The sequence below is a fragment of the Pantoea sp. MQR6 genome, assembly GCF_022761075.1.
GTDB lineage: Bacteria > Pseudomonadota > Gammaproteobacteria > Enterobacterales > Enterobacteriaceae > Pantoea > Pantoea phytostimulans.
Genome location: NZ_JAKYXB010000002.1, coordinates 429972 through 446798, shown reverse-complemented (window position 1 = coordinate 446798; position 16827 = coordinate 429972). Strand labels below are relative to the sequence as shown.

The following is a 16827-nucleotide window of genomic DNA, read 5'->3' as shown; positions in this document are numbered from 1 at the left end:
GCGCTATAACACCAATCCACCAAAGACAAAGCCGAACAAAACCGACAGCGTAATCGCCAGCACGCCTGGAATGATAAACGAGTGATTAAAGACAAACTTGCCAATGCGGGTGGATCCGGTGTCATCCATTTCAACCGCCGCCAGCAAAGTAGGATAGGTAGGCAAAACAAACAGTGCTGAAACAGCAGCAAACGAAGCAATTGCGGTCAGTGGAGAGACGCCCAGCAGCAGCGCGGCGGGCATTAGCGCTTTGGTGGTGGCCGCTTGTGAATAAAGCAGCGTCGCGGCAAAGAACAGCACCAAAGCCAGCATCCACGGGTAAGTTTGCAGCGTATCGCCCGCCAGCGTTTGAATATCGCTAAGGTGCGCTTTGACAAAGGTGTCGCCCAACCAGGCAACACCCATCACGCAGATACAGGCGCTCATGCCCGATTTAAACGTGCTGGCGCTGAGAATTTCCCCGGTATCGATCTTGCAGGTCAAACAGATCAAGGTCGCGATGGTAAGCATAAACACCACAATCGCTTCGTTACGTGGCAGCACCGGATTGGCGATCAGCCCGACACTTTCACTGGTTGCGGTGGCATACAGCACCACCGCGACAATGGCGATTAAGAACAGCCAAACGGATTTTTTCGCGCCGGGTTTAGCCACAAAATGCGTCGCGCCGCGCAGCACCACTTCACCTTTGGCTAATCGCGCTTGGTAAACCTCATCATCTTTTAACTCTTTGCCAAGGAAATTGGTCACCAGCGCGGCAAGGAAAATCCCGACCATTGTTGCCGGAATGGCGATAGCCAGCAGGGTAATATAGCTGACGCCGCGCGGTTCCAGCAGTGTGGCAAAAAACACCACCGCAGCAGAAATAGGTGAAGCAGTAATCGCAATTTGTGAAGCCACCACGGCGATGGAAAGTGGACGAGAAGGGCGCACGCCTTGCTCTTTGGCAACTTCGGCAATCACCGGCAGCGTTGAGAAAGCGGTGTGGCCGGTTCCTGCCAGCAAGGTCATCACGTAGGTGACCAGCGGGGCGAGAAAGGTGACGTAGCGTGGATGCCGTCGCAGCAGGCGTTCGGCCAGGCTGACCAGATAATCCATGCCACCTGCCACCTGCATGGCAGCAATCGCGGCGATCACCGCCATGATGATTTCAATCACGTCGAAGGGGATCACGCCGGGCTTCAGGCCGCAGAACAGCGTCAGAACCAGTACGCCTAAACCGCCGGCGAAACCAATACCAATGCCGCCGAGGCGTGCACCTAACCAGATCGCCAATAAGACAATTGCCAGCTCAACGAATACCATCCTGCCACTCCAAAAATTGACCTGCGAAAAATGGCGTGTAGCTTGGCAAAAAAAAAGGCACATCGCGTTGATCGCGGCGTGCCTTTAAGAAAAGAGTTAATTTAAGTTTTACTGCTCGCTTTCATCGGTATAGCGTTTTGCTTTATATACCGGATACATCAGGTTCTGCACCGAGAAAATATCGTCCAATTCGCTTTCCGTCAGCAGACCGCGCTCCAGCACCACTTCACGCACGCTCTTACCGGTTTCGGCACAGATCTTACCGACAATGTCACCATTATGATGACCAATGTAGGGGTTGAGATAGGTCACGATGCCGATAGAGTTGAAGACATAGGCTTCACATACTGCTCGGTTGGCGGTAATGCCGTTAACGCATTTTTCCAGCAGGTTGTAACAGGCATTGGTCAGGATGCTGATCGATTCAAACATCGCCTGACCAATCACCGGTTCCATTACGTTCAGCTGCAACTGACCCGATTCAGAGGCCATCGTCACGGTAATGTCATTGCCGATGACCTTGAAGCAAACCTGGTTCACCACTTCAGGCACCACCGGGTTCACTTTGGCTGGCATGATTGAAGAGCCGGCCTGTAATTCTGGCAGGTTGATTTCGTTCAGCCCGGCACGCGGACCTGAAGAGAGCAGGCGCAAATCGTTACAGATTTTGGAAAGCTTCACCGCCAGACGCTTCAATGAAGAGTGCACCATGACGTAGGCGCCGCAGTCTGACGTCGCCTCAATCAAATCTTCAGCCGGGATAACCGGCAGGTTGCTGACTTCCGCCAGGCGCTGTACCGCCAAATGTTGATAACCGTCTGGCGTGTTCAGGCGCGTGCCGATGGCCGTCGCGCCAAGGTTAACTTCCAGCAGCAATTCCGCCGTGCGGAGAATGCTTTTGGTTTCTTCATTCAGCAGGACGCTAAAGGCGTGGAATTCCTGGCCCAGCGTCATTGGCACCGCATCTTGCAGCTGTGTACGCCCCATTTTCAGGATGGTTTGGAATTCGTCAGATTTGCGCTGAAAGCCTTCGCTAAGCTGATGAATGCCGTCGAGCAGTTTCAGGATTGAGCTGTAAACCGCAATGCGAAAACCGGTTGGATAAGCGTCATTGGTCGACTGGCATTTATTGACGTGATCGTTGGGGTTCAGATACTGGTATTCACCTTTCTGATGCCCCATCAACTCCAGCCCGATATTCGCCAGCACTTCGTTGGTGTTCATGTTAACCGAAGTGCCTGCGCCGCCTTGGTAAACATCCACCGGGAACTGATCCATGCAGCGACCATTATTTAAGACTTCATCACAAGCCTGAATGATGGTGTTAGCAATATTGCGTGGAATGGTTTGTAGCTCTTTGTTTGCCATTGCAGCGGCTTTTTTTACCATCACCATGCCGCGAACGAATTCGGGAATGTCGCTGATTTTGCTGCTGCTAATGTAAAAATTTTCAATCGCACGCAGAGTATGAACGCCATAATAGGCATCCGCCGGAACCTCGCGCATACCTAACAGGTCTTCTTCGATACGAATGTTGTTCGCCATGGTAACCTTCTTGTTGTTGCCGCTTTGAAATGCCGCTATCCATCACAGATGATCTGTTTTATTTTGTCTTGAAGAGCCAGCACCGTCATTTTATCCATCTTCGAACGGGCGAGCACGATCATATTCTGATGCATCTAAAAAGCATGAATGCAGATCACCTTACCGATGTCGCCGGGTTAACGATATGTGAAGTTGGTTACAAAATTAACCCCAAAGTAAAAATTTGGCAGGATCGGTTGAAATCGCGGCGGCGGGAGCCCATCTCTTTTCATATCATCACTCTGATGAACGCTTTCTGCTGTTTGGCATGACGCCGGGCAGCCACAACTCACAGGAGTATTCGGTGCGCTGGTTACCGTTAGTGATCTTTTTTGTATTGGCCTGGATTGAGATTTCCCTCTTCATCCAGGTTGCGCACGTCATCGGCGTGCTGTTCACCATGTTGTTGGTGATCTTTACCTCATGTATTGGTGTGTCGCTGGTGAAAAATCAGGGCATGAAAAACTTCATGGCGATGCAGGAAAAACTCGCACGTAATGAAAGTCCGGCTAACGAAATGATCAAAAGCGTTTCGTTGATTATCGCCGGTTTTTTGCTGCTGCTGCCGGGTTTTTTCACCGACTTCCTCGGTTTGCTGCTGCTGTTGCCACCGGTGCAAAAACATCTGACATTGAAGTTGATGCCGCATCTGCGCGTCTGGCGTGGGCCGGGAGCAGGCCCAGACAGCGGTTACACGATGGATGGTGAATTCGAACGCAAAGAGGGCGATCGCATTGAGCATAAAGACGATCCCAAGGATCGTTAATATAAGCAGCTGATAAAACGCGACGAAAGTCGCGTTTTTTATTTATCCGTTCACATTCCTGCTTTAAAGACGCATTGATCGGTCAAAAAGTGGTCGGTTATCACATTCAAGTAAAAAAATTGTTGTCCAGCCCCTTGAAAGCACAAGAGCCCGCCCCTACTTCTCTGGTCACGAGGCCGGAAGCCAAACAGACCGGCGTTCAACCCAAAAATGAATGATTGGACTTCTCAAAGGAGAGCTATCAAATGAAAATTCGTCCATTGCACGATCGCGTTATCGTCAAGCGTAAAGAAGTTGAATCCAAATCAGCTGGCGGCATCGTGCTGACCGGTTCTGCAGCCGCTAAATCCACCCGTGGTGAAGTGCTGGCTGTCGGCAACGGCCGCATCCTTGAAAGTGGCGACGTTAAGCCGCTGGACGTGAAAGTTGGCGATGTAGTGATCTTCAGCGAAGGTTACGGCGCGAAAACGGAAAAAATCGACAATGAAGAAGTGCTAATCATTTCTGAAAGCGACATTCTGGCAATTGTTGAAGCGTAATTTTTTACGCGTAATTCACTGAACGAAACGAATTTAAGGGATATTTGAAATGGCAGCTAAAGACGTAAAATTCGGTAATGACGCACGCGTAAAAATGCTGCGTGGCGTAAACGTACTGGCAGATGCAGTAAAAGTTACCTTGGGTCCAAAAGGCCGTAACGTAGTTCTGGATAAATCTTTTGGTGCACCTACCATCACTAAAGATGGTGTTTCTGTCGCACGTGAAATCGAACTGGAAGACAAGTTCGAAAACATGGGCGCGCAGATGGTGAAAGAAGTGGCCTCTAAAGCGAACGACGCTGCAGGCGACGGCACCACCACCGCAACCGTTCTGGCTCAGTCTATCGTTAACGAAGGCTTGAAAGCTGTGGCTGCGGGCATGAACCCAATGGATCTGAAGCGCGGCATCGACAAAGCGGTTATCGCTGCAGTTGAGAAGCTGAAAGAACTGTCTGTTCCTTGCTCTGATTCAAAAGCTATCGCACAGGTTGGTACCATTTCTGCTAACTCTGATGAAACCGTTGGCACCCTGATCGCTCAGGCGATGGAAAAAGTGGGTAAAGAAGGCGTTATCACCGTTGAAGAAGGCACCGGTCTGCAAGACGAGCTGGACGTGGTTGAAGGTATGCAGTTTGACCGCGGTTACCTCTCTCCGTACTTCATCAACAAGCCAGAAACAGGCGCCATTGAGCTGGAAACCCCGTTCATCCTGTTGGCTGATAAGAAAATCTCTAACATCCGCGAAATGCTGCCTGTGCTGGAAGCCGTTGCGAAAGCAGGCAAACCACTGCTGATCATCGCTGAAGATGTTGAAGGTGAAGCATTGGCAACGCTGGTGGTGAACACCATGCGCGGCATCGTTAAAGTGGCTGCGGTTAAAGCACCTGGCTTCGGCGATCGTCGTAAAGCCATGCTGCAGGATATTGCTATCCTGACCGGCGGCACCGTGATTTCTGAAGAGATCGGCATGGAGCTGGAAAAAACAGCTCTGGAAGATCTGGGTCAGGCAAAACGTGTTGTGATCAACAAAGACACCACCACCATCATCGATGGCGTGGGTGAAGAAGCGACCATTCAGAACCGCGTAACTCAGATTCGTCAGCAGATCGAAGAAGCAACGTCTGACTACGACAAAGAAAAACTGCAGGAGCGCGTAGCGAAACTGGCAGGCGGCGTGGCCGTACTGAAAGTGGGCGCAGCGACTGAAGTTGAAATGAAAGAGAAGAAAGCGCGCGTTGAAGATGCCCTGCATGCAACCCGTGCTGCGGTAGAAGAAGGCGTGGTTGCTGGTGGTGGTGTAGCGCTGGTTCGCGTTGCAGCACAGCTGGCTGATCTGCGTGGTCAGAACGAAGACCAGAACGTAGGTATCAAAGTTGCGCTGCGCGCAATGGAATCTCCACTGCGTCAGATCGTTTCTAACGCCGGTGAAGAGCCTTCTGTTGTCGCTAACAACGTTAAAGCAGGCGACGGTAACTACGGTTACAACGCGCAGACTGAAGAATATGGCAACATGATCGACTTCGGTATCCTGGACCCAACCAAAGTAACCCGTTCTGCTCTGCAGTACGCGGCTTCTGTTGCGGGCCTGATGATCACCACCGAATGTATGATCACTGATGCGCCTAAAGGCGATACCCCTGATTTAGGTGGTGGCGCTGGCGGTATGGGTGGCATGGGCGGTATGGGCGGCATGATGTAATTGCCGTTGACTGCTTAAGTCACGAAGCCCCCGATCGGAAACGGTCGGGGGTTTTTCTTTTTGTATGGAAAATAGTATAAGTAGTGGCGCAATAGTTGGGCTTAACGGGATTAGGGCAATGAATGTTCAGAAAAAAAGTGCGCTTTTCTGCTACGCTGCCACCCGACTCTGATGATAATAAATGGGGATTACAATGCGGATTAACCTCTTGCTCGGACTGGCGGCTGGCGCGTTACTGCTGGCGGGCTGCAGCAGCTCAACTCAACTCTCTTCTGGCGGCCAACGTGTAACATTTACCGATCAGCAGCCCGGCAACGAGTGTCAGCTTCTGGGTAACCTTACCGGCTCACAAAGCAACTGGCTGACCGGTGCGGGTGGCGAAACCAGCGCACTGCGTGGAGCAGCCAATGATTTGCGTAATCGCGCAGCAGAAATGGGTGGCAACGTTATTTACGGTGCAACCAGCCCAACACAAAATATCTTGTCTGCCTTTGCACCGCTCGACAGCAAAATGAGTGGTCAAGTCTATAAGTGCTCGCAAAGCTAAACCGCGTTTGATGCGAAAAGATTTTTCTACTGGCCGGATTTGACTCCGGCCATTTTTATTCCTGCTTGAGTTGCAGATCCAGCGGCGTTTTGCTCGGCTCGCCACCGATTTCACGTGCCAGCTTCGGCACCAAATACCCCGATACCAACGGTAAGAGATTGCGCACCAGCGCACGCGCTTCTTCATCAGAAACGAAGAAATGCGCCGCGCCCTGTACTTTGTCCAGTACGTGCAGGTAATAGGGCAGAATACCGGCGTCGAACAGCGCATTGCTTAAGGTTGCCAGCGTTTGCGCGTTGTCATTCACGCCGCGCAGTAACACGCTCTGATTCAACAGCGTGACGCCTGCGCGCTTCAGCTTGTGCATCGCATCACGCAGCGCATCGTCAATTTCCTGCGCATGGTTGATGTGCGTTACCAGCAGCACCTGTAACCGTGTTTCGCCCAGCAGCTGGCATAATACGTCAGTGATGCGCGCCGGAATCACCACCGGCAAGCGGCTGTGAATACGCAAGCGTCTGAGATGCGGAATTTTTTCCAGCTCGGCAATGAGCCATGCCAATTCATGATCTTTTGCCATCAACGGATCGCCGCCGGAGAAAATGATTTCATCCAGTTCCGGGTGGTCCGCGATATACTCCAGCGCCGCTTGCCAGTTGCGCTTGTTGCCTTGGTTATCCTGATAGGGAAAATGACGGCGAAAGCAGTAGCGACAGTTGACTGCGCAGCCGCCTTTTACCAATAAAAGTGCGCGGTTTTTATACTTATGCAGTAAACCGGGCACAACGTTATTTTGTTCATCCAGCGGATCGGTGCTATAACCTGGCGCATCAATGAATTCCTGACGACTGGTCAGTACCTGCAACAGCAGCGGATCCTGTTCATCGCCTTTTTTCATACGGGCAATGAACGCGCGGGGCACGCGCAGGGCGAAGAGGCGACGTGCATCTGCACCTTGCGCCAGCTCTGCATGCTGATCCAGGGCTAAAATTTGCAGTAATTCATTAGGTTCAGTGACAACATCAGCAAGTTGCTGCAACCAATCTTCTCTGGAAGGTGTATTTAGGGTTACAATGTGTGCCATTTTTTTGGCTAAGTACCAGTATCAATTTTCGTAGAGGGCCTTCATGGCGACTTATTCTAGCAACGATTTCCGTCCCGGTCTTAAAATCATGTTCGAAGGCGAGCCGTATGCCATCGAATCCAGTGAGTTCGTTAAACCGGGTAAAGGTCAGGCATTCGCACGCGTTAAAATGCGTCGCCTGCTGACGGGTTCTCGCGTTGAGAAAACTTTCAAATCCACCGACTCCGCTGAAGGCGCAGACGTAGTGGATACCAACCTGAACTATTTGTACAACGACGGTGAATTTTATCACTTCATGCACCCGGAAAGCTTTGAGCAGTTCCAGGTTGAAGAGAAGACCGTTGCTGAAGCAGCGAAATGGCTGCAAGACAATGCTGAATGTATCGTTACGCTGTGGAACGGTCGTCCGATCGCTGTTCAGCCGCCGAACTTTATCGAAGCAGAAGTTATCGAAACCGATCCGGGCCTGAAAGGTGACACCGCAGGTACCGGCGGCAAGCCAGCTAAGCTTTCTACTGGCGCAGTGGTGAAAGTGCCATTGTTCGTTCAAGAAGGTGAAGTGGTTAAAGTTGACACCCGCTCTGGCGAATACGTGTCACGCGTTAAATAAGTACATAATCAGGCGCATCCATCGATGCGCCTTTTTCTTGTGTGAGTTGAGAAAATGAAAAAGCTGGCAAAATTTATCGCATTCGCGTTGCTGGTCTCCTCTGCGCTGAGCGCCTGCAACACTTTCCACGGTTTTGGTGAAGACGTTTCCCATTTAGGCGGAGCGATTTCGCGCGCAGCAAACTAATTTCCCGACTGTTTTCTTTTGTGGTACTGACAGCAGCAACGCGCTGAATTCCGGCTATGCTTAAATCGCTGTACTTTTACTGCAACCAAAAAAAGGAAATTAGTATGTTAAAGAAAAGTATTGTCACAATCTTCTCTGTATTGCTGCTCTCTTCATTGCTTTCGGCATGCAATACCACGCGTGGCGTTGGTGAAGATGTAGAAGCAGGCGGCCAGGCTATTCAAAACAGCACGAAGTAATTCTAACCGGTGCGAAACAGCGCGTTTCGTACCGGATTTTCTTAGCTACCTTGTTTCACCCAGATCAATTCCTCTACCGGGAAACCGGCCTGACGCGCCTGCTCAACCAATTTCTGTTTAACGGCTGGCTCAAGCTGAGGCGTTCGAGACAAAATCCATAAATAGTGACGATTCGGGCCGCATATCAGCGCATAACGGTATTCCGGGTCAAGCGCGATAACGTTATATCCGCCATAGAACGGGCCAAAGAAAGAGACTTTCAGCGCGGCTCGCTGCTTGTCGCCAGTAAAGTAGGCTTTACCTACACTTTCCTGCCAGCGCTGTTTCTGGGCGTTAAAGCCGCGGTTTACGACCTTCAAGCCGCCATCTTCTCGCGGGCTGTAGTTTGCTGTGACCTGCTCAAGCCCACGCTCGAACCGATGATCTAATCTGGCGATCTCATACCATTTACCGAGATAACGCTGACTATCAAAGTTTTCGATAACGGTAACATTCTTCGGCGGCGTGGTGCTGCAGGCTACAGAGAGAAAAGCGCTGAGGCTGGCGACGAGAGTTTTCCATGGTGACATGTGCGATTCCTTTGTGATTTAACTGCTTAAGTATAGAAGAGCTGCCGATATTTTTTCCCGCTTCGGCATGAGATTGTTTGCCGCAGGCAATGCGGGTAGACTTCCCTCCCTTATTTGTATCAGGAGTCATCACCATGAGCGAAACGGCAAGCTGGCAACCTAGCGCATCCATTGCCAATTTGTTGAAACGCGCCGCTATCTTAGCGGAAATACGGCGTTTCTTTGCCGATCGCGGCGTATTAGAAGTTGATACGCCTGCCATGAGCCAAGCTACGATTACCGATATCCATCTGGTGCCTTTCCAGACACGATTTGTCGGGCCCGGCGCGGCGCAAGGGCGCGATCTTTGGTTGATGACCAGCCCGGAATATCATATGAAACGCCTGCTGGCAGCGGGAAGCGGTCCGATCTACCAAATGAGCCGCAGCTTTCGTAATGAAGAAGCGGGACGCCATCACAATCCAGAATTCACCATGCTGGAGTGGTATCGCCCACACTATGATATGTACCGGCTGATGAATGAAGTTGACGACCTGATGCAGCAAGTGCTGGAGTGCGACAGCGCTGAATCACTTTCTTATCAGCAGGCGTTTATTCGTCATCTTGAAATCGATCCGCTTTCAGCCGATAAAGCGCAACTGCGTGAAGTTGCAGAGAAGCTGGGCGAGGGCGAATTAGCGCGTGCAGAAGACGATCGCGATACGCTGCTGATGCTGCTGTTTATGCTGGGCGTTGAGCCAAAAATCGGACAGGATAAACCCTGCTTTGTTTATCACTTCCCTGCCAGCCAGGCAGCATTAGCAGAAATCAGCACGGAAGATCACCGTGTAGCAGAGCGCTTCGAGGTTTATTACAAAGGCATTGAGCTGGCGAACGGTTTCCGTGAGCTGACCGACAGCCGTGAGCAGCGTCAGCGCTTCGAACAAGATAACCGCCGCCGTGCCGCGCGAGGCTTACCGCAACATCCTATCGATACCAATTTGTTAGACGCGTTGGCGCATGGTATGCCTGCTTGCTCTGGCGTTGCACTGGGTGTTGATCGATTAATTATGCTGGCTCTGAAAGCGCAGTCGCTGAATGAAGTGATCGCTTTTCCAGTCGATCGTTGCTAAAGGCTTTATCTCATGCGGCAGTGCGCAGCTGTTCCTGATGCGATGCGCACTGAAAAAGGCAGGTAAAAACGCGGCTCCTACAAGGATGTAGGTGATTTGATATGTCATCCCTGACTTATCATTGAATTGGGAGCGACAGATAACAACGTTACTGGCTGTTGTCTGGGAATTCCTGAATGGTCACCGGCAGCGTTAATTTCTGATCGTTACGTAAAACCTGCACGTCTATTACTGAACCCGGGCGAATCTCCGCCACCTGATCCATGGTTTCCTGTGCGGAAATGGCCGGTTTATTATTCACACTCAACAACACATCATTGACCTGAATGCCGCCTTTGTCTGCCGGCCCATCTGGCGTCACCACGCTGACAATAATGCCTTGTACGCGATCCAGATTACTGCCCTGACCATGTAGCGGCGGCAATTCACGGCCTGTAATCCCGATATAACCACGAATCACACGACCATCGCGGATCAGTTTATCCATGATTTTTGACGCCAACGCGGTGGGAATGGCGAAACCAATCCCTTCCGGCGTTTCACCATCGTTACTTTTGTCGAACGTTAAGGTGTTGATGCCCATTAACTCGCCCAGCGAATTAATCAGTGCGCCGCCGGAGTTACCTTGGTTGATTGAGGCATCCGTTTGCAGAAAGTTTTGCCGCCCGGATGAACTCAAGCCCACGCGTCCGGTTGCGCTGATAATGCCTTGGGTCACGGTTTGACCGAGATTGTAGGGGTTACCAATCGCCATCACCACGTCGCCAATGTGCGCAATACGTTGCGAATTAATTGGAATTACCGGCAGGCCGGAAGCGGTAATTTTTAGCACCGCTAAATCGGTCATTGCATCGGAACCTACCAAGGTGGCTTCGAAAAAACGGCCATCCTGTAACGCGACAATAATTTGATCCGCGTTATTGATAACGTGTTTATTGGTGAGGATGTAGCCTTTTGCGTTCATGATTACGCCAGAACCCAGCGTAGTAATGCCACGATTGTTATTACCGTGCGCGCTGCGGTTATAAACATTCACTACCGCAGGCACGGCGCGGCGCACCCCTTGATTGAAACTAAAGGGTGTTTCGTCATTGCTGTTATCTTGGATGTGCAGGGCTTCGCTGCCCATGCGCAGTGCAGGCAAGGCCGCAAGTAAAATACCCGCAACAATCAGGCCCAACACAACCGAACGCAAAAGTTTAAGAAACATGGTGTTAAATCACGCCAGGGGAGATCGCTGGGGAGAATAACATGAGTGCGGCGGACACACACGTGCTTGTGTCCGCCGCAGTAGAGGGTTTATCTATCTCGACAGGCCGGTTTGTCTTAAAAGCGACTTACCTTAAAAGCCGCTTATCTTAAAAGCAGATAGATATTTTCATCGCCACGTACCACATTCAGAGCCAGTACTGGCGGTTTACCTTCCAGTACCTTGCGCATTTCTGCGATAGATTGCGTGCGATTGCGGTTAACGCCAACAATCACATCCTCTTTCTGCAGGCCAACCTGCTCGGCAGGCGTACCTTTTTCGATGGTATCGACTTTAACGCCTTTATCACCGGTTTTGGTCTGGCCGTCGCTCAACGTAGCGCCTTGTAAGGCTGGCGACATCAGTTGTGCGCTGGCGGTACTCTGCGCGCTTTGCTCAAGCGTTACGTTAACCGTAATTGGCTTGCCTTCACGCAGCAGTCCTAACTTCACCTGTTCGCCCGGTGCAGTGGTGCCAATTTTGACGCGCAATTCAGCGAAGCTGGTAATCGGTTTATCATTCACTGAAGTGATGATATCCCCAGATTTAAGCCCCGCTTTCTGCGCTGCTGACTGCGGCAGCACTTCAGAAACAAAGGCACCGCGTTGTGCATCAACGTTAAATGCTTTCGCCATATCGGCGGTCATTTCCGTGCCTTTGATGCCTAACTGGCCGCGCTTCACTTCACCGAATTTGATCAGCTGCTGCGCCAGATTCATCGCCATGTCGCTTGGAATCGCGAAACCAATACCGATATTGCCACCGCTTGATGCCAAAATAGCGGTGTTGATACCGATCAGTTCACCATTGAGATTGACCAGCGCGCCGCCAGAGTTGCCGCGGTTAATGGCTGCATCGGTTTGGATAAAGTTCTCCAGCCCTTCAAGGTTTAAGCCGCTACGGCCCAGCGCAGAAATAATCCCGGAGGTTGCGGTTTGACCAAGGCCAAACGGGTTGCCAATGGCCACGGCAAAATCACCCACTTTGAGCTGATCTGAGTCGGCAATTTTCACCTGCGTCAGATTTTTTGCGCCTTCGATCTGGATGAGTGCAATATCAGTCTGCTCATCATGGCCGATCAGCTTGGCGTCATATTCGCTGCCATCGCCCAGTTGGACATTGATTTTGTCTGCGCCATTCACCACGTGATTGTTCGTTAGCACGTAGCCTTTTGCGGCATCAATAATCACACCCGAACCCAGTCCTTCAAACGGCTGCGGCTGATTATTGCCACCCGGCATCTGGCCAAAGAAACGTTTTAACGGTTCGGGAATCTCCTGCGTTTGTGCAGCAGATTCAGTGCCTTCAACATGAACGCTAACCACAGCAGGCAACACTTTTTCCAGCATTGGGGCCAGGCTTGGAAGCGGCTGACCTTGGATTTGTGCTGGCAGCGTCGCCATCGCGCCAGGCGCGGCGGCAAGACTCATCCCAATACTCAAGGCTAATGCGCTAAACAGTCGTGCTTGTTTTTTCATTGCTACAACGCTCTCGCTGCAAAAAGTGGGGGGGGAATAAAAGAGTGTGACAGTCGTTTGAGGCCAGGGTTCGTAAAAACAAAGGGCGCAGACTCGCTGCGCCCCAAAATGATTAATCGCGTGCTGCTCGTTCGCCACGCAACAGGCCGGAAGCACCTTCCGAATAATCACGCGGCATCTGAACAGGCGCTTGATCATTATCGGCTTCCGCTTCAGTCAGCTGATAAGCAAAAGGGTTTTTCTCGCCTGGCAGATTTGGCAGCAGGTCATTGGAGCCTTTTGCCATATGTTGATACAGCTGGCGGTAATCGCGCGCCATATTATCCAGTAACTCCGCGCTTTGAGCGAAGTGGTTGGTTAGCTCTTCGCGGTAGTCCGAAAGCTCCGCTTTGGTCTTTTCCAGTTCGTACTGCATGCTGCGTTGCTCACGCAATTTTTTGTTGCCAAAACGCATTGCAACCGCGCCGACAATAATGCCTACCACTAAACCAATTAGCCCGTATTCCCAGGTCATAATGACTCCCGTGTAATTTCCGTTGTTCCGTAGGGCATTGCACCTTTCCATAATAGTCACTATACCCGTTAATCTTATGGATGTGGAACTCTGGAGCGGCATCGCTTAGTGTAGAGTGGCCTTTTTTTCGACAACTGCTGTGTGAATAAGACAAATTTCAGGGACTGTGAGAGAACAATGCAAACTTCATCTCCGCTTGCACGCTATGAGCAAGCGTTATCGCAAGGCGAGTTTAAGCCCGATGATGTCCAACGCGACGCTATCACCCGATTAGACGTGCTCCAGCAAGGATTAATAGCTCGTAAGAATAGCGCTGCGCCATCTGCTCAGGGCCTGTTTGGCCGCCTGTCAAAACTGATAGGTAAAGAGAAAAGTGAAGTGCAACCGCCGGTACGAGGTCTGTATATGTGGGGCGGCGTGGGGCGCGGTAAAACCTGGGTCATGGATTTGTTTTTTCAGTCTATTCCTGGCGATCGCAAACTGCGTTTGCACTTCCACCGATTTATGTTGCGGGTACATGAAGAATTAACGGCCCTGCAAGGTCAGAGCGATCCGTTACTTATCATCGCCGATCGTTTCAAAGCTGAAACCGATATCCTCTGCTTCGACGAGTTTTTTGTTTCCGATATTACCGATGCCATGCTGCTGGGTACGTTGATGGAAGCGCTGTTTGAGCGCGGCATTGCATTGGTTGCCACCTCTAACATCCCGCCTGACAATCTGTATCGTAATGGCCTGCAACGTGCCCGTTTCCTGCCCGCTATTGAGCAGATCAAAAAGCATTGCGACGTGATGAATGTGGATGCGGGTATCGATTATCGCTTGCGCACCTTAACGTCTGCGCATTTGTGGAAGTTCCCCTTGAATGACCAAACCCACAAAGAGATGGAACAGATGTTCCTGGCGTTGTCGGGCAGCAAACGGGAAGCGGCGCCGGTCTTGGAAATCAACCATCGCAGTATGGCAACGTTGGGCGTTAGCGAAGGCGTATTAGCTATCGATTTCCTGACGCTATGTGGCGAAGGGCGTAGCCAACATGACTACATTGAGTTGTCGCGCCGTTTTCACAGTGTGTTGCTGTATGATGTGCCGGTGATGATCTATAAAACCGAAGATCAGGCGCGCCGCTTTCTGGCGCTGGTCGATGAATTTTATGAGCGCCATGTCAAATTAGTGGTTGCGGCAGAAGCCTCGCTGTTTGAAATCTACCAAGGTTCACGTCTGAAGTTTGAGTATCAGCGTTGCCTGTCGCGATTGCAGGAAATGCAGAGCGAGGAATATCTTCGCCTTAAGCATCTGCCTTGAGCAATAAAGTGGGGAAATGGTGAAATAGGGTTCGATTTTTGTAATCGACTTCTCTATAATCTTGCGACCCCACGTTACAGCAAAGGATTTTTTTCCCAAATCCTCTGTGTTCCAGTAACTCTATCCGAAGGGGTGGCTTGCTGGTCAAAATGGTCGTGTGAGCCTCAATCGTTTACTTAAGCGTTTGGGATTTCACCAACGTGTAACTTAATTTGGGTAAGCTTTTCGATGAAAACTTTTACAGCTAAACCAGAAACCGTCCAACGTGACTGGTATGTTGTTGACGCAACTGGCAAAACTTTGGGTCGCCTGGCGACTGAACTGGCCAGCCGTCTACGTGGTAAGCATAAAGCGGAATACACTCCGCACGTTGATACCGGTGATTACATCATTGTTCTGAACGCAGAAAAAGTTGCTGTAACCGGCAACAAGCGTTCTGACAAGATCTACTATCACCACACTGGTCACATCGGTGGTATCAAACAGGCGACCTTTGAAGAGATGATTGCTCGCCGTCCTGAGCGTGTGATTGAGATCGCGGTTAAAGGCATGCTGCCGAAGGGCCCGTTGGGTCGTGCTATGTACCGTAAACTGAAAGTTTACGCAGGCAACGAGCACAACCATGCGGCACAGCAACCGCAAGTTCTTGACATTTAATCGGGATTAAAGGCAATGGCTGAAACTCAAAACTACGGCACTGGTCGCCGCAAAAGCTCATCCGCACGCGTCTTCATCAAGCCGGGTAGCGGTAACATCGTAATTAACCAACGCTCTTTGGAGCAATACTTCGGCCGCGAAACTGCACGCATGGTTGTGCGTCAGCCGCTGGAGCTGGTTGATATGGTTGGTAAATTCGATCTGTACATCACTGTTAAAGGTGGTGGTATTTCTGGTCAGGCAGGTGCGATCCGTCATGGTATCACCCGCGCTCTGATGGAATACGACGATTCTCTGCGTGCTGAACTGCGTAAAGCGGGCTTTGTTACCCGTGATGCGCGTCAGGTTGAACGTAAGAAAGTCGGTCTGCGTAAAGCACGCCGTCGTCCACAGTTCTCCAAGCGTTAATTGTTTGTTGCTTCGGCAACGTCAATTGGCTCAAAAAACCCGCTTCGGCGGGTTTTTTATTTTTGGGCTTTTTTCATCAAATAGTGTCTAAAACGCCCACGCTGCTCGCAAAATACCCTCAAAAATTCATTCCTCGCCCACAAGCTGCCTAAAATCTGGTAAACTCTGTGTCACTTTGCGCCCGCTGAGCCGGCGCGTTATGCGCTTTCCCCTCGGTCGGGACGTCAGTCGACGCTGCTAACGCGGGCTGCGTGCGAGATCTATAAGCAGGTGAGTCGCCGAGTGGTTGGCTATTCGCAGTAACTTTTTGTGAACAAACTTGGAGGTTTTCATGGCTGTCGCTGCCAACAAACGTTCGGTAATGACGCTGTTTTCTGGTCCTACTGACATTTTCAGCCATCAGGTACGTATTGTCCTGGCGGAGAAGGGTGTCAGCGTAGAGATCGAGCAGGTCGAAATGGATAACCTGCCGCAGGATCTGATTGACCTCAACCCGTATCGCACCGTGCCGACGCTGGTAGATCGTGAACTGACGCTTTATGAATCACGTATCATCATGGAATATCTTGATGAGCGTTTTCCACATCCACCGTTGATGCCGGTTTATCCGGTTGCGCGTGGTGAAAGCCGCCTGATGATGCATCGCATCGAGCAGGACTGGTACAGCCTGATGAGAAAGGTTGAGAACAGCAGCGGTCAGGAAGCTGAAGCAGCACGTAAGCAGTTGCGTGAAGAGTTGCTGGCCATTGCACCGTTGTTTGGTCGTACGCCGTTCTTCATGAGCGAGGAGTTCAGCCTGGTTGATTGCTACCTGGCTCCTTTGCTGTGGCGTTTACCTTCAATGGGTATCGATCTGATTGGTTCAGGTTCTAAAGATCTGAAAGGCTACATGAATCGCGTATTTGAGCGTGACTCTTTCCTTGCTTCATTGACTGAAGCCGAACGTGAAATGCGCCTGCAAGTCCGGGGCTAATTT

At 51.0% G+C, this 16827-nt stretch carries 19 protein-coding genes; 12 read left to right on the top strand and 7 right to left on the bottom strand.

Translation table 11 applies throughout. From position 1 onward, the window contains the following. Nucleotides 1-3: 3 nt before the first annotated feature. A complete protein-coding gene (locus MUG06_RS12155; protein WP_215847838.1) occupies nt 4-1305 on the bottom strand; it encodes an anaerobic C4-dicarboxylate transporter in 1302 nt (433 codons plus the stop codon). Between the two features lie 108 nt (nt 1306-1413). Further along, entirely contained in the window at nt 1414-2850 is a 1437-nt protein-coding gene (gene aspA / locus MUG06_RS12150) for an aspartate ammonia-lyase (RefSeq protein WP_243078744.1), read from the bottom strand. 343 nt (nt 2851-3193) lie between these two features. Between aspA and MUG06_RS12145 the strand changes: the two genes are divergently transcribed. From MUG06_RS12145 to MUG06_RS12130, 4 genes are all read left to right on the top strand, one after another. Beyond that, nucleotides 3194-3655 (top strand): FxsA family protein, encoded by a 462-nt coding sequence (locus tag MUG06_RS12145; RefSeq protein ID WP_215848352.1) that lies wholly within the window; start codon nt 3194-3196, stop codon nt 3653-3655. 245 nt (nt 3656-3900) lie between these two features. Next, a complete protein-coding gene (locus MUG06_RS12140; RefSeq protein WP_052898812.1) occupies nt 3901-4194 on the top strand; it encodes a co-chaperone GroES in 294 nt (97 codons plus the stop codon). A 49-nt stretch (nt 4195-4243) separates the two neighbouring features. Then, a complete protein-coding gene (groL, locus tag MUG06_RS12135) occupies nt 4244-5893 on the top strand; it encodes a chaperonin GroEL (protein WP_243078743.1) in 1650 nt (549 codons plus the stop codon). Between the two features lie 193 nt (nt 5894-6086). Continuing rightward, entirely contained in the window at nt 6087-6440 is a 354-nt protein-coding gene (locus MUG06_RS12130; protein WP_215847837.1) for a DUF4156 domain-containing protein, read from the top strand. 55 nt (nt 6441-6495) lie between these two features. Here MUG06_RS12130 and epmB read toward each other — a convergent pair whose 3' ends face one another. After that, nucleotides 6496-7524: an EF-P beta-lysylation protein EpmB gene (gene epmB / locus MUG06_RS12125; RefSeq protein WP_243078742.1), complete on the bottom strand. Its 1029-nt coding sequence runs from the start codon at nt 7522-7524 to the stop codon at nt 6496-6498. Between the two features lie 43 nt (nt 7525-7567). Here epmB and efp point away from each other — a divergent pair, with 43 nt between their 5' ends. The 3 genes from efp (at nt 7568) to MUG06_RS12110 (ending at nt 8559) form a co-directional block, all read left to right on the top strand. Beyond that, nucleotides 7568-8134, top strand: coding sequence for an elongation factor P (efp, locus tag MUG06_RS12120; protein WP_215847836.1), 567 nt, complete (start codon nt 7568-7570; stop codon nt 8132-8134). A 54-nt stretch (nt 8135-8188) separates the two neighbouring features. Then, nucleotides 8189-8320 carry an entericidin A/B family lipoprotein gene (locus MUG06_RS12115; RefSeq protein WP_193405234.1) on the top strand — a complete coding sequence of 44 codons (132 nt, stop codon included), beginning with the start codon at nt 8189-8191 and terminating at the stop codon, nt 8318-8320. A 104-nt stretch (nt 8321-8424) separates the two neighbouring features. After that, nucleotides 8425-8559: an entericidin A/B family lipoprotein gene (locus MUG06_RS12110; protein WP_215847835.1), complete on the top strand. Its 135-nt coding sequence runs from the start codon at nt 8425-8427 to the stop codon at nt 8557-8559. Between the two features lie 41 nt (nt 8560-8600). Here MUG06_RS12110 and MUG06_RS12105 read toward each other — a convergent pair whose 3' ends face one another. Then, nucleotides 8601-9128 (bottom strand): lipocalin family protein, encoded by a 528-nt coding sequence (locus tag MUG06_RS12105; RefSeq protein ID WP_215847834.1) that lies wholly within the window; start codon nt 9126-9128, stop codon nt 8601-8603. 134 nt (nt 9129-9262) lie between these two features. Here MUG06_RS12105 and epmA point away from each other — a divergent pair, with 134 nt between their 5' ends. Beyond that, the gene (gene epmA / locus MUG06_RS12100; RefSeq protein WP_215847833.1) at nt 9263-10240 is read left to right on the top strand and encodes an elongation factor P--(R)-beta-lysine ligase; all 978 of its coding nucleotides are present in this window, start codon (nt 9263-9265) and stop codon (nt 10238-10240) included. A gap of 148 nt (nt 10241-10388) precedes the next feature. Here the strand turns inward: epmA and degS are convergent, their stop codons facing one another. From degS to zapG, 3 genes are all read right to left on the bottom strand, one after another. Continuing rightward, nucleotides 10389-11450: an outer membrane-stress sensor serine endopeptidase DegS gene (gene degS / locus MUG06_RS12095; protein WP_215847832.1), complete on the bottom strand. Its 1062-nt coding sequence runs from the start codon at nt 11448-11450 to the stop codon at nt 10389-10391. 143 nt (nt 11451-11593) lie between these two features. Next, nucleotides 11594-12967, bottom strand: a complete 1374-nt coding sequence (gene degQ / locus MUG06_RS12090; protein WP_215847831.1) for a serine endoprotease DegQ — start codon at nt 12965-12967, stop codon at nt 11594-11596. Between the two features lie 112 nt (nt 12968-13079). Next, the gene (gene zapG / locus MUG06_RS12085; protein ID WP_215847830.1) at nt 13080-13481 is read right to left on the bottom strand and encodes a Z-ring associated protein ZapG; all 402 of its coding nucleotides are present in this window, start codon (nt 13479-13481) and stop codon (nt 13080-13082) included. A 177-nt stretch (nt 13482-13658) separates the two neighbouring features. On the opposite strand from zapG, the gene zapE reads away from it, so the two are divergent. The 4 genes from zapE (at nt 13659) to sspA (ending at nt 16824) form a co-directional block, all read left to right on the top strand. Beyond that, entirely contained in the window at nt 13659-14786 is a 1128-nt protein-coding gene (zapE, locus tag MUG06_RS12080) for a cell division protein ZapE (protein ID WP_243078741.1), read from the top strand. Nucleotides 14787-15014: 228 nt separating this feature from the next. Further along, a complete protein-coding gene (rplM, locus tag MUG06_RS12075; protein ID WP_067427471.1) occupies nt 15015-15443 on the top strand; it encodes a 50S ribosomal protein L13 in 429 nt (142 codons plus the stop codon). Nucleotides 15444-15458: 15 nt separating this feature from the next. Beyond that, entirely contained in the window at nt 15459-15851 is a 393-nt protein-coding gene (gene rpsI / locus MUG06_RS12070) for a 30S ribosomal protein S9 (protein WP_215847829.1), read from the top strand. Nucleotides 15852-16182: 331 nt separating this feature from the next. Next, a complete protein-coding gene (sspA, locus tag MUG06_RS12065; RefSeq protein ID WP_215847828.1) occupies nt 16183-16824 on the top strand; it encodes a stringent starvation protein SspA in 642 nt (213 codons plus the stop codon). The last annotated feature ends 3 nt before the right edge of the window (nt 16825-16827 follow it).

What these genes read in the sequence shown, in the direction of transcription:
- MUG06_RS12155 (WP_215847838.1), bottom strand. Translation starts at nt 1,305, where the DNA reads ATGGTATTCGTTGAGCTGGCAATTGTCTTATTGGCGATCTGGTTAGGT.
- aspA (WP_243078744.1), bottom strand. Translation starts at nt 2,850, where the DNA reads ATGGCGAACAACATTCGTATCGAAGAAGACCTGTTAGGTATGCGCGAG.
- MUG06_RS12140 (WP_052898812.1), top strand. Translation starts at nt 3,901, where the DNA reads ATGAAAATTCGTCCATTGCACGATCGCGTTATCGTCAAGCGTAAAGAA.
- groL (WP_243078743.1), top strand. Translation starts at nt 4,244, where the DNA reads ATGGCAGCTAAAGACGTAAAATTCGGTAATGACGCACGCGTAAAAATG.
- MUG06_RS12130 (WP_215847837.1), top strand. Translation starts at nt 6,087, where the DNA reads ATGCGGATTAACCTCTTGCTCGGACTGGCGGCTGGCGCGTTACTGCTG.
- epmB (WP_243078742.1), bottom strand. Translation starts at nt 7,524, where the DNA reads ATGGCACACATTGTAACCCTAAATACACCTTCCAGAGAAGATTGGTTG.
- efp (WP_215847836.1), top strand. Translation starts at nt 7,568, where the DNA reads ATGGCGACTTATTCTAGCAACGATTTCCGTCCCGGTCTTAAAATCATG.
- MUG06_RS12115 (WP_193405234.1), top strand. Translation starts at nt 8,189, where the DNA reads ATGAAAAAGCTGGCAAAATTTATCGCATTCGCGTTGCTGGTCTCCTCT.
- MUG06_RS12110 (WP_215847835.1), top strand. Translation starts at nt 8,425, where the DNA reads ATGTTAAAGAAAAGTATTGTCACAATCTTCTCTGTATTGCTGCTCTCT.
- MUG06_RS12105 (WP_215847834.1), bottom strand. Translation starts at nt 9,128, where the DNA reads ATGTCACCATGGAAAACTCTCGTCGCCAGCCTCAGCGCTTTTCTCTCT.
- epmA (WP_215847833.1), top strand. Translation starts at nt 9,263, where the DNA reads ATGAGCGAAACGGCAAGCTGGCAACCTAGCGCATCCATTGCCAATTTG.
- degS (WP_215847832.1), bottom strand. Translation starts at nt 11,450, where the DNA reads ATGTTTCTTAAACTTTTGCGTTCGGTTGTGTTGGGCCTGATTGTTGCG.
- degQ (WP_215847831.1), bottom strand. Translation starts at nt 12,967, where the DNA reads ATGAAAAAACAAGCACGACTGTTTAGCGCATTAGCCTTGAGTATTGGG.
- zapG (WP_215847830.1), bottom strand. Translation starts at nt 13,481, where the DNA reads ATGACCTGGGAATACGGGCTAATTGGTTTAGTGGTAGGCATTATTGTC.
- zapE (WP_243078741.1), top strand. Translation starts at nt 13,659, where the DNA reads ATGCAAACTTCATCTCCGCTTGCACGCTATGAGCAAGCGTTATCGCAA.
- rplM (WP_067427471.1), top strand. Translation starts at nt 15,015, where the DNA reads ATGAAAACTTTTACAGCTAAACCAGAAACCGTCCAACGTGACTGGTAT.
- rpsI (WP_215847829.1), top strand. Translation starts at nt 15,459, where the DNA reads ATGGCTGAAACTCAAAACTACGGCACTGGTCGCCGCAAAAGCTCATCC.
- sspA (WP_215847828.1), top strand. Translation starts at nt 16,183, where the DNA reads ATGGCTGTCGCTGCCAACAAACGTTCGGTAATGACGCTGTTTTCTGGT.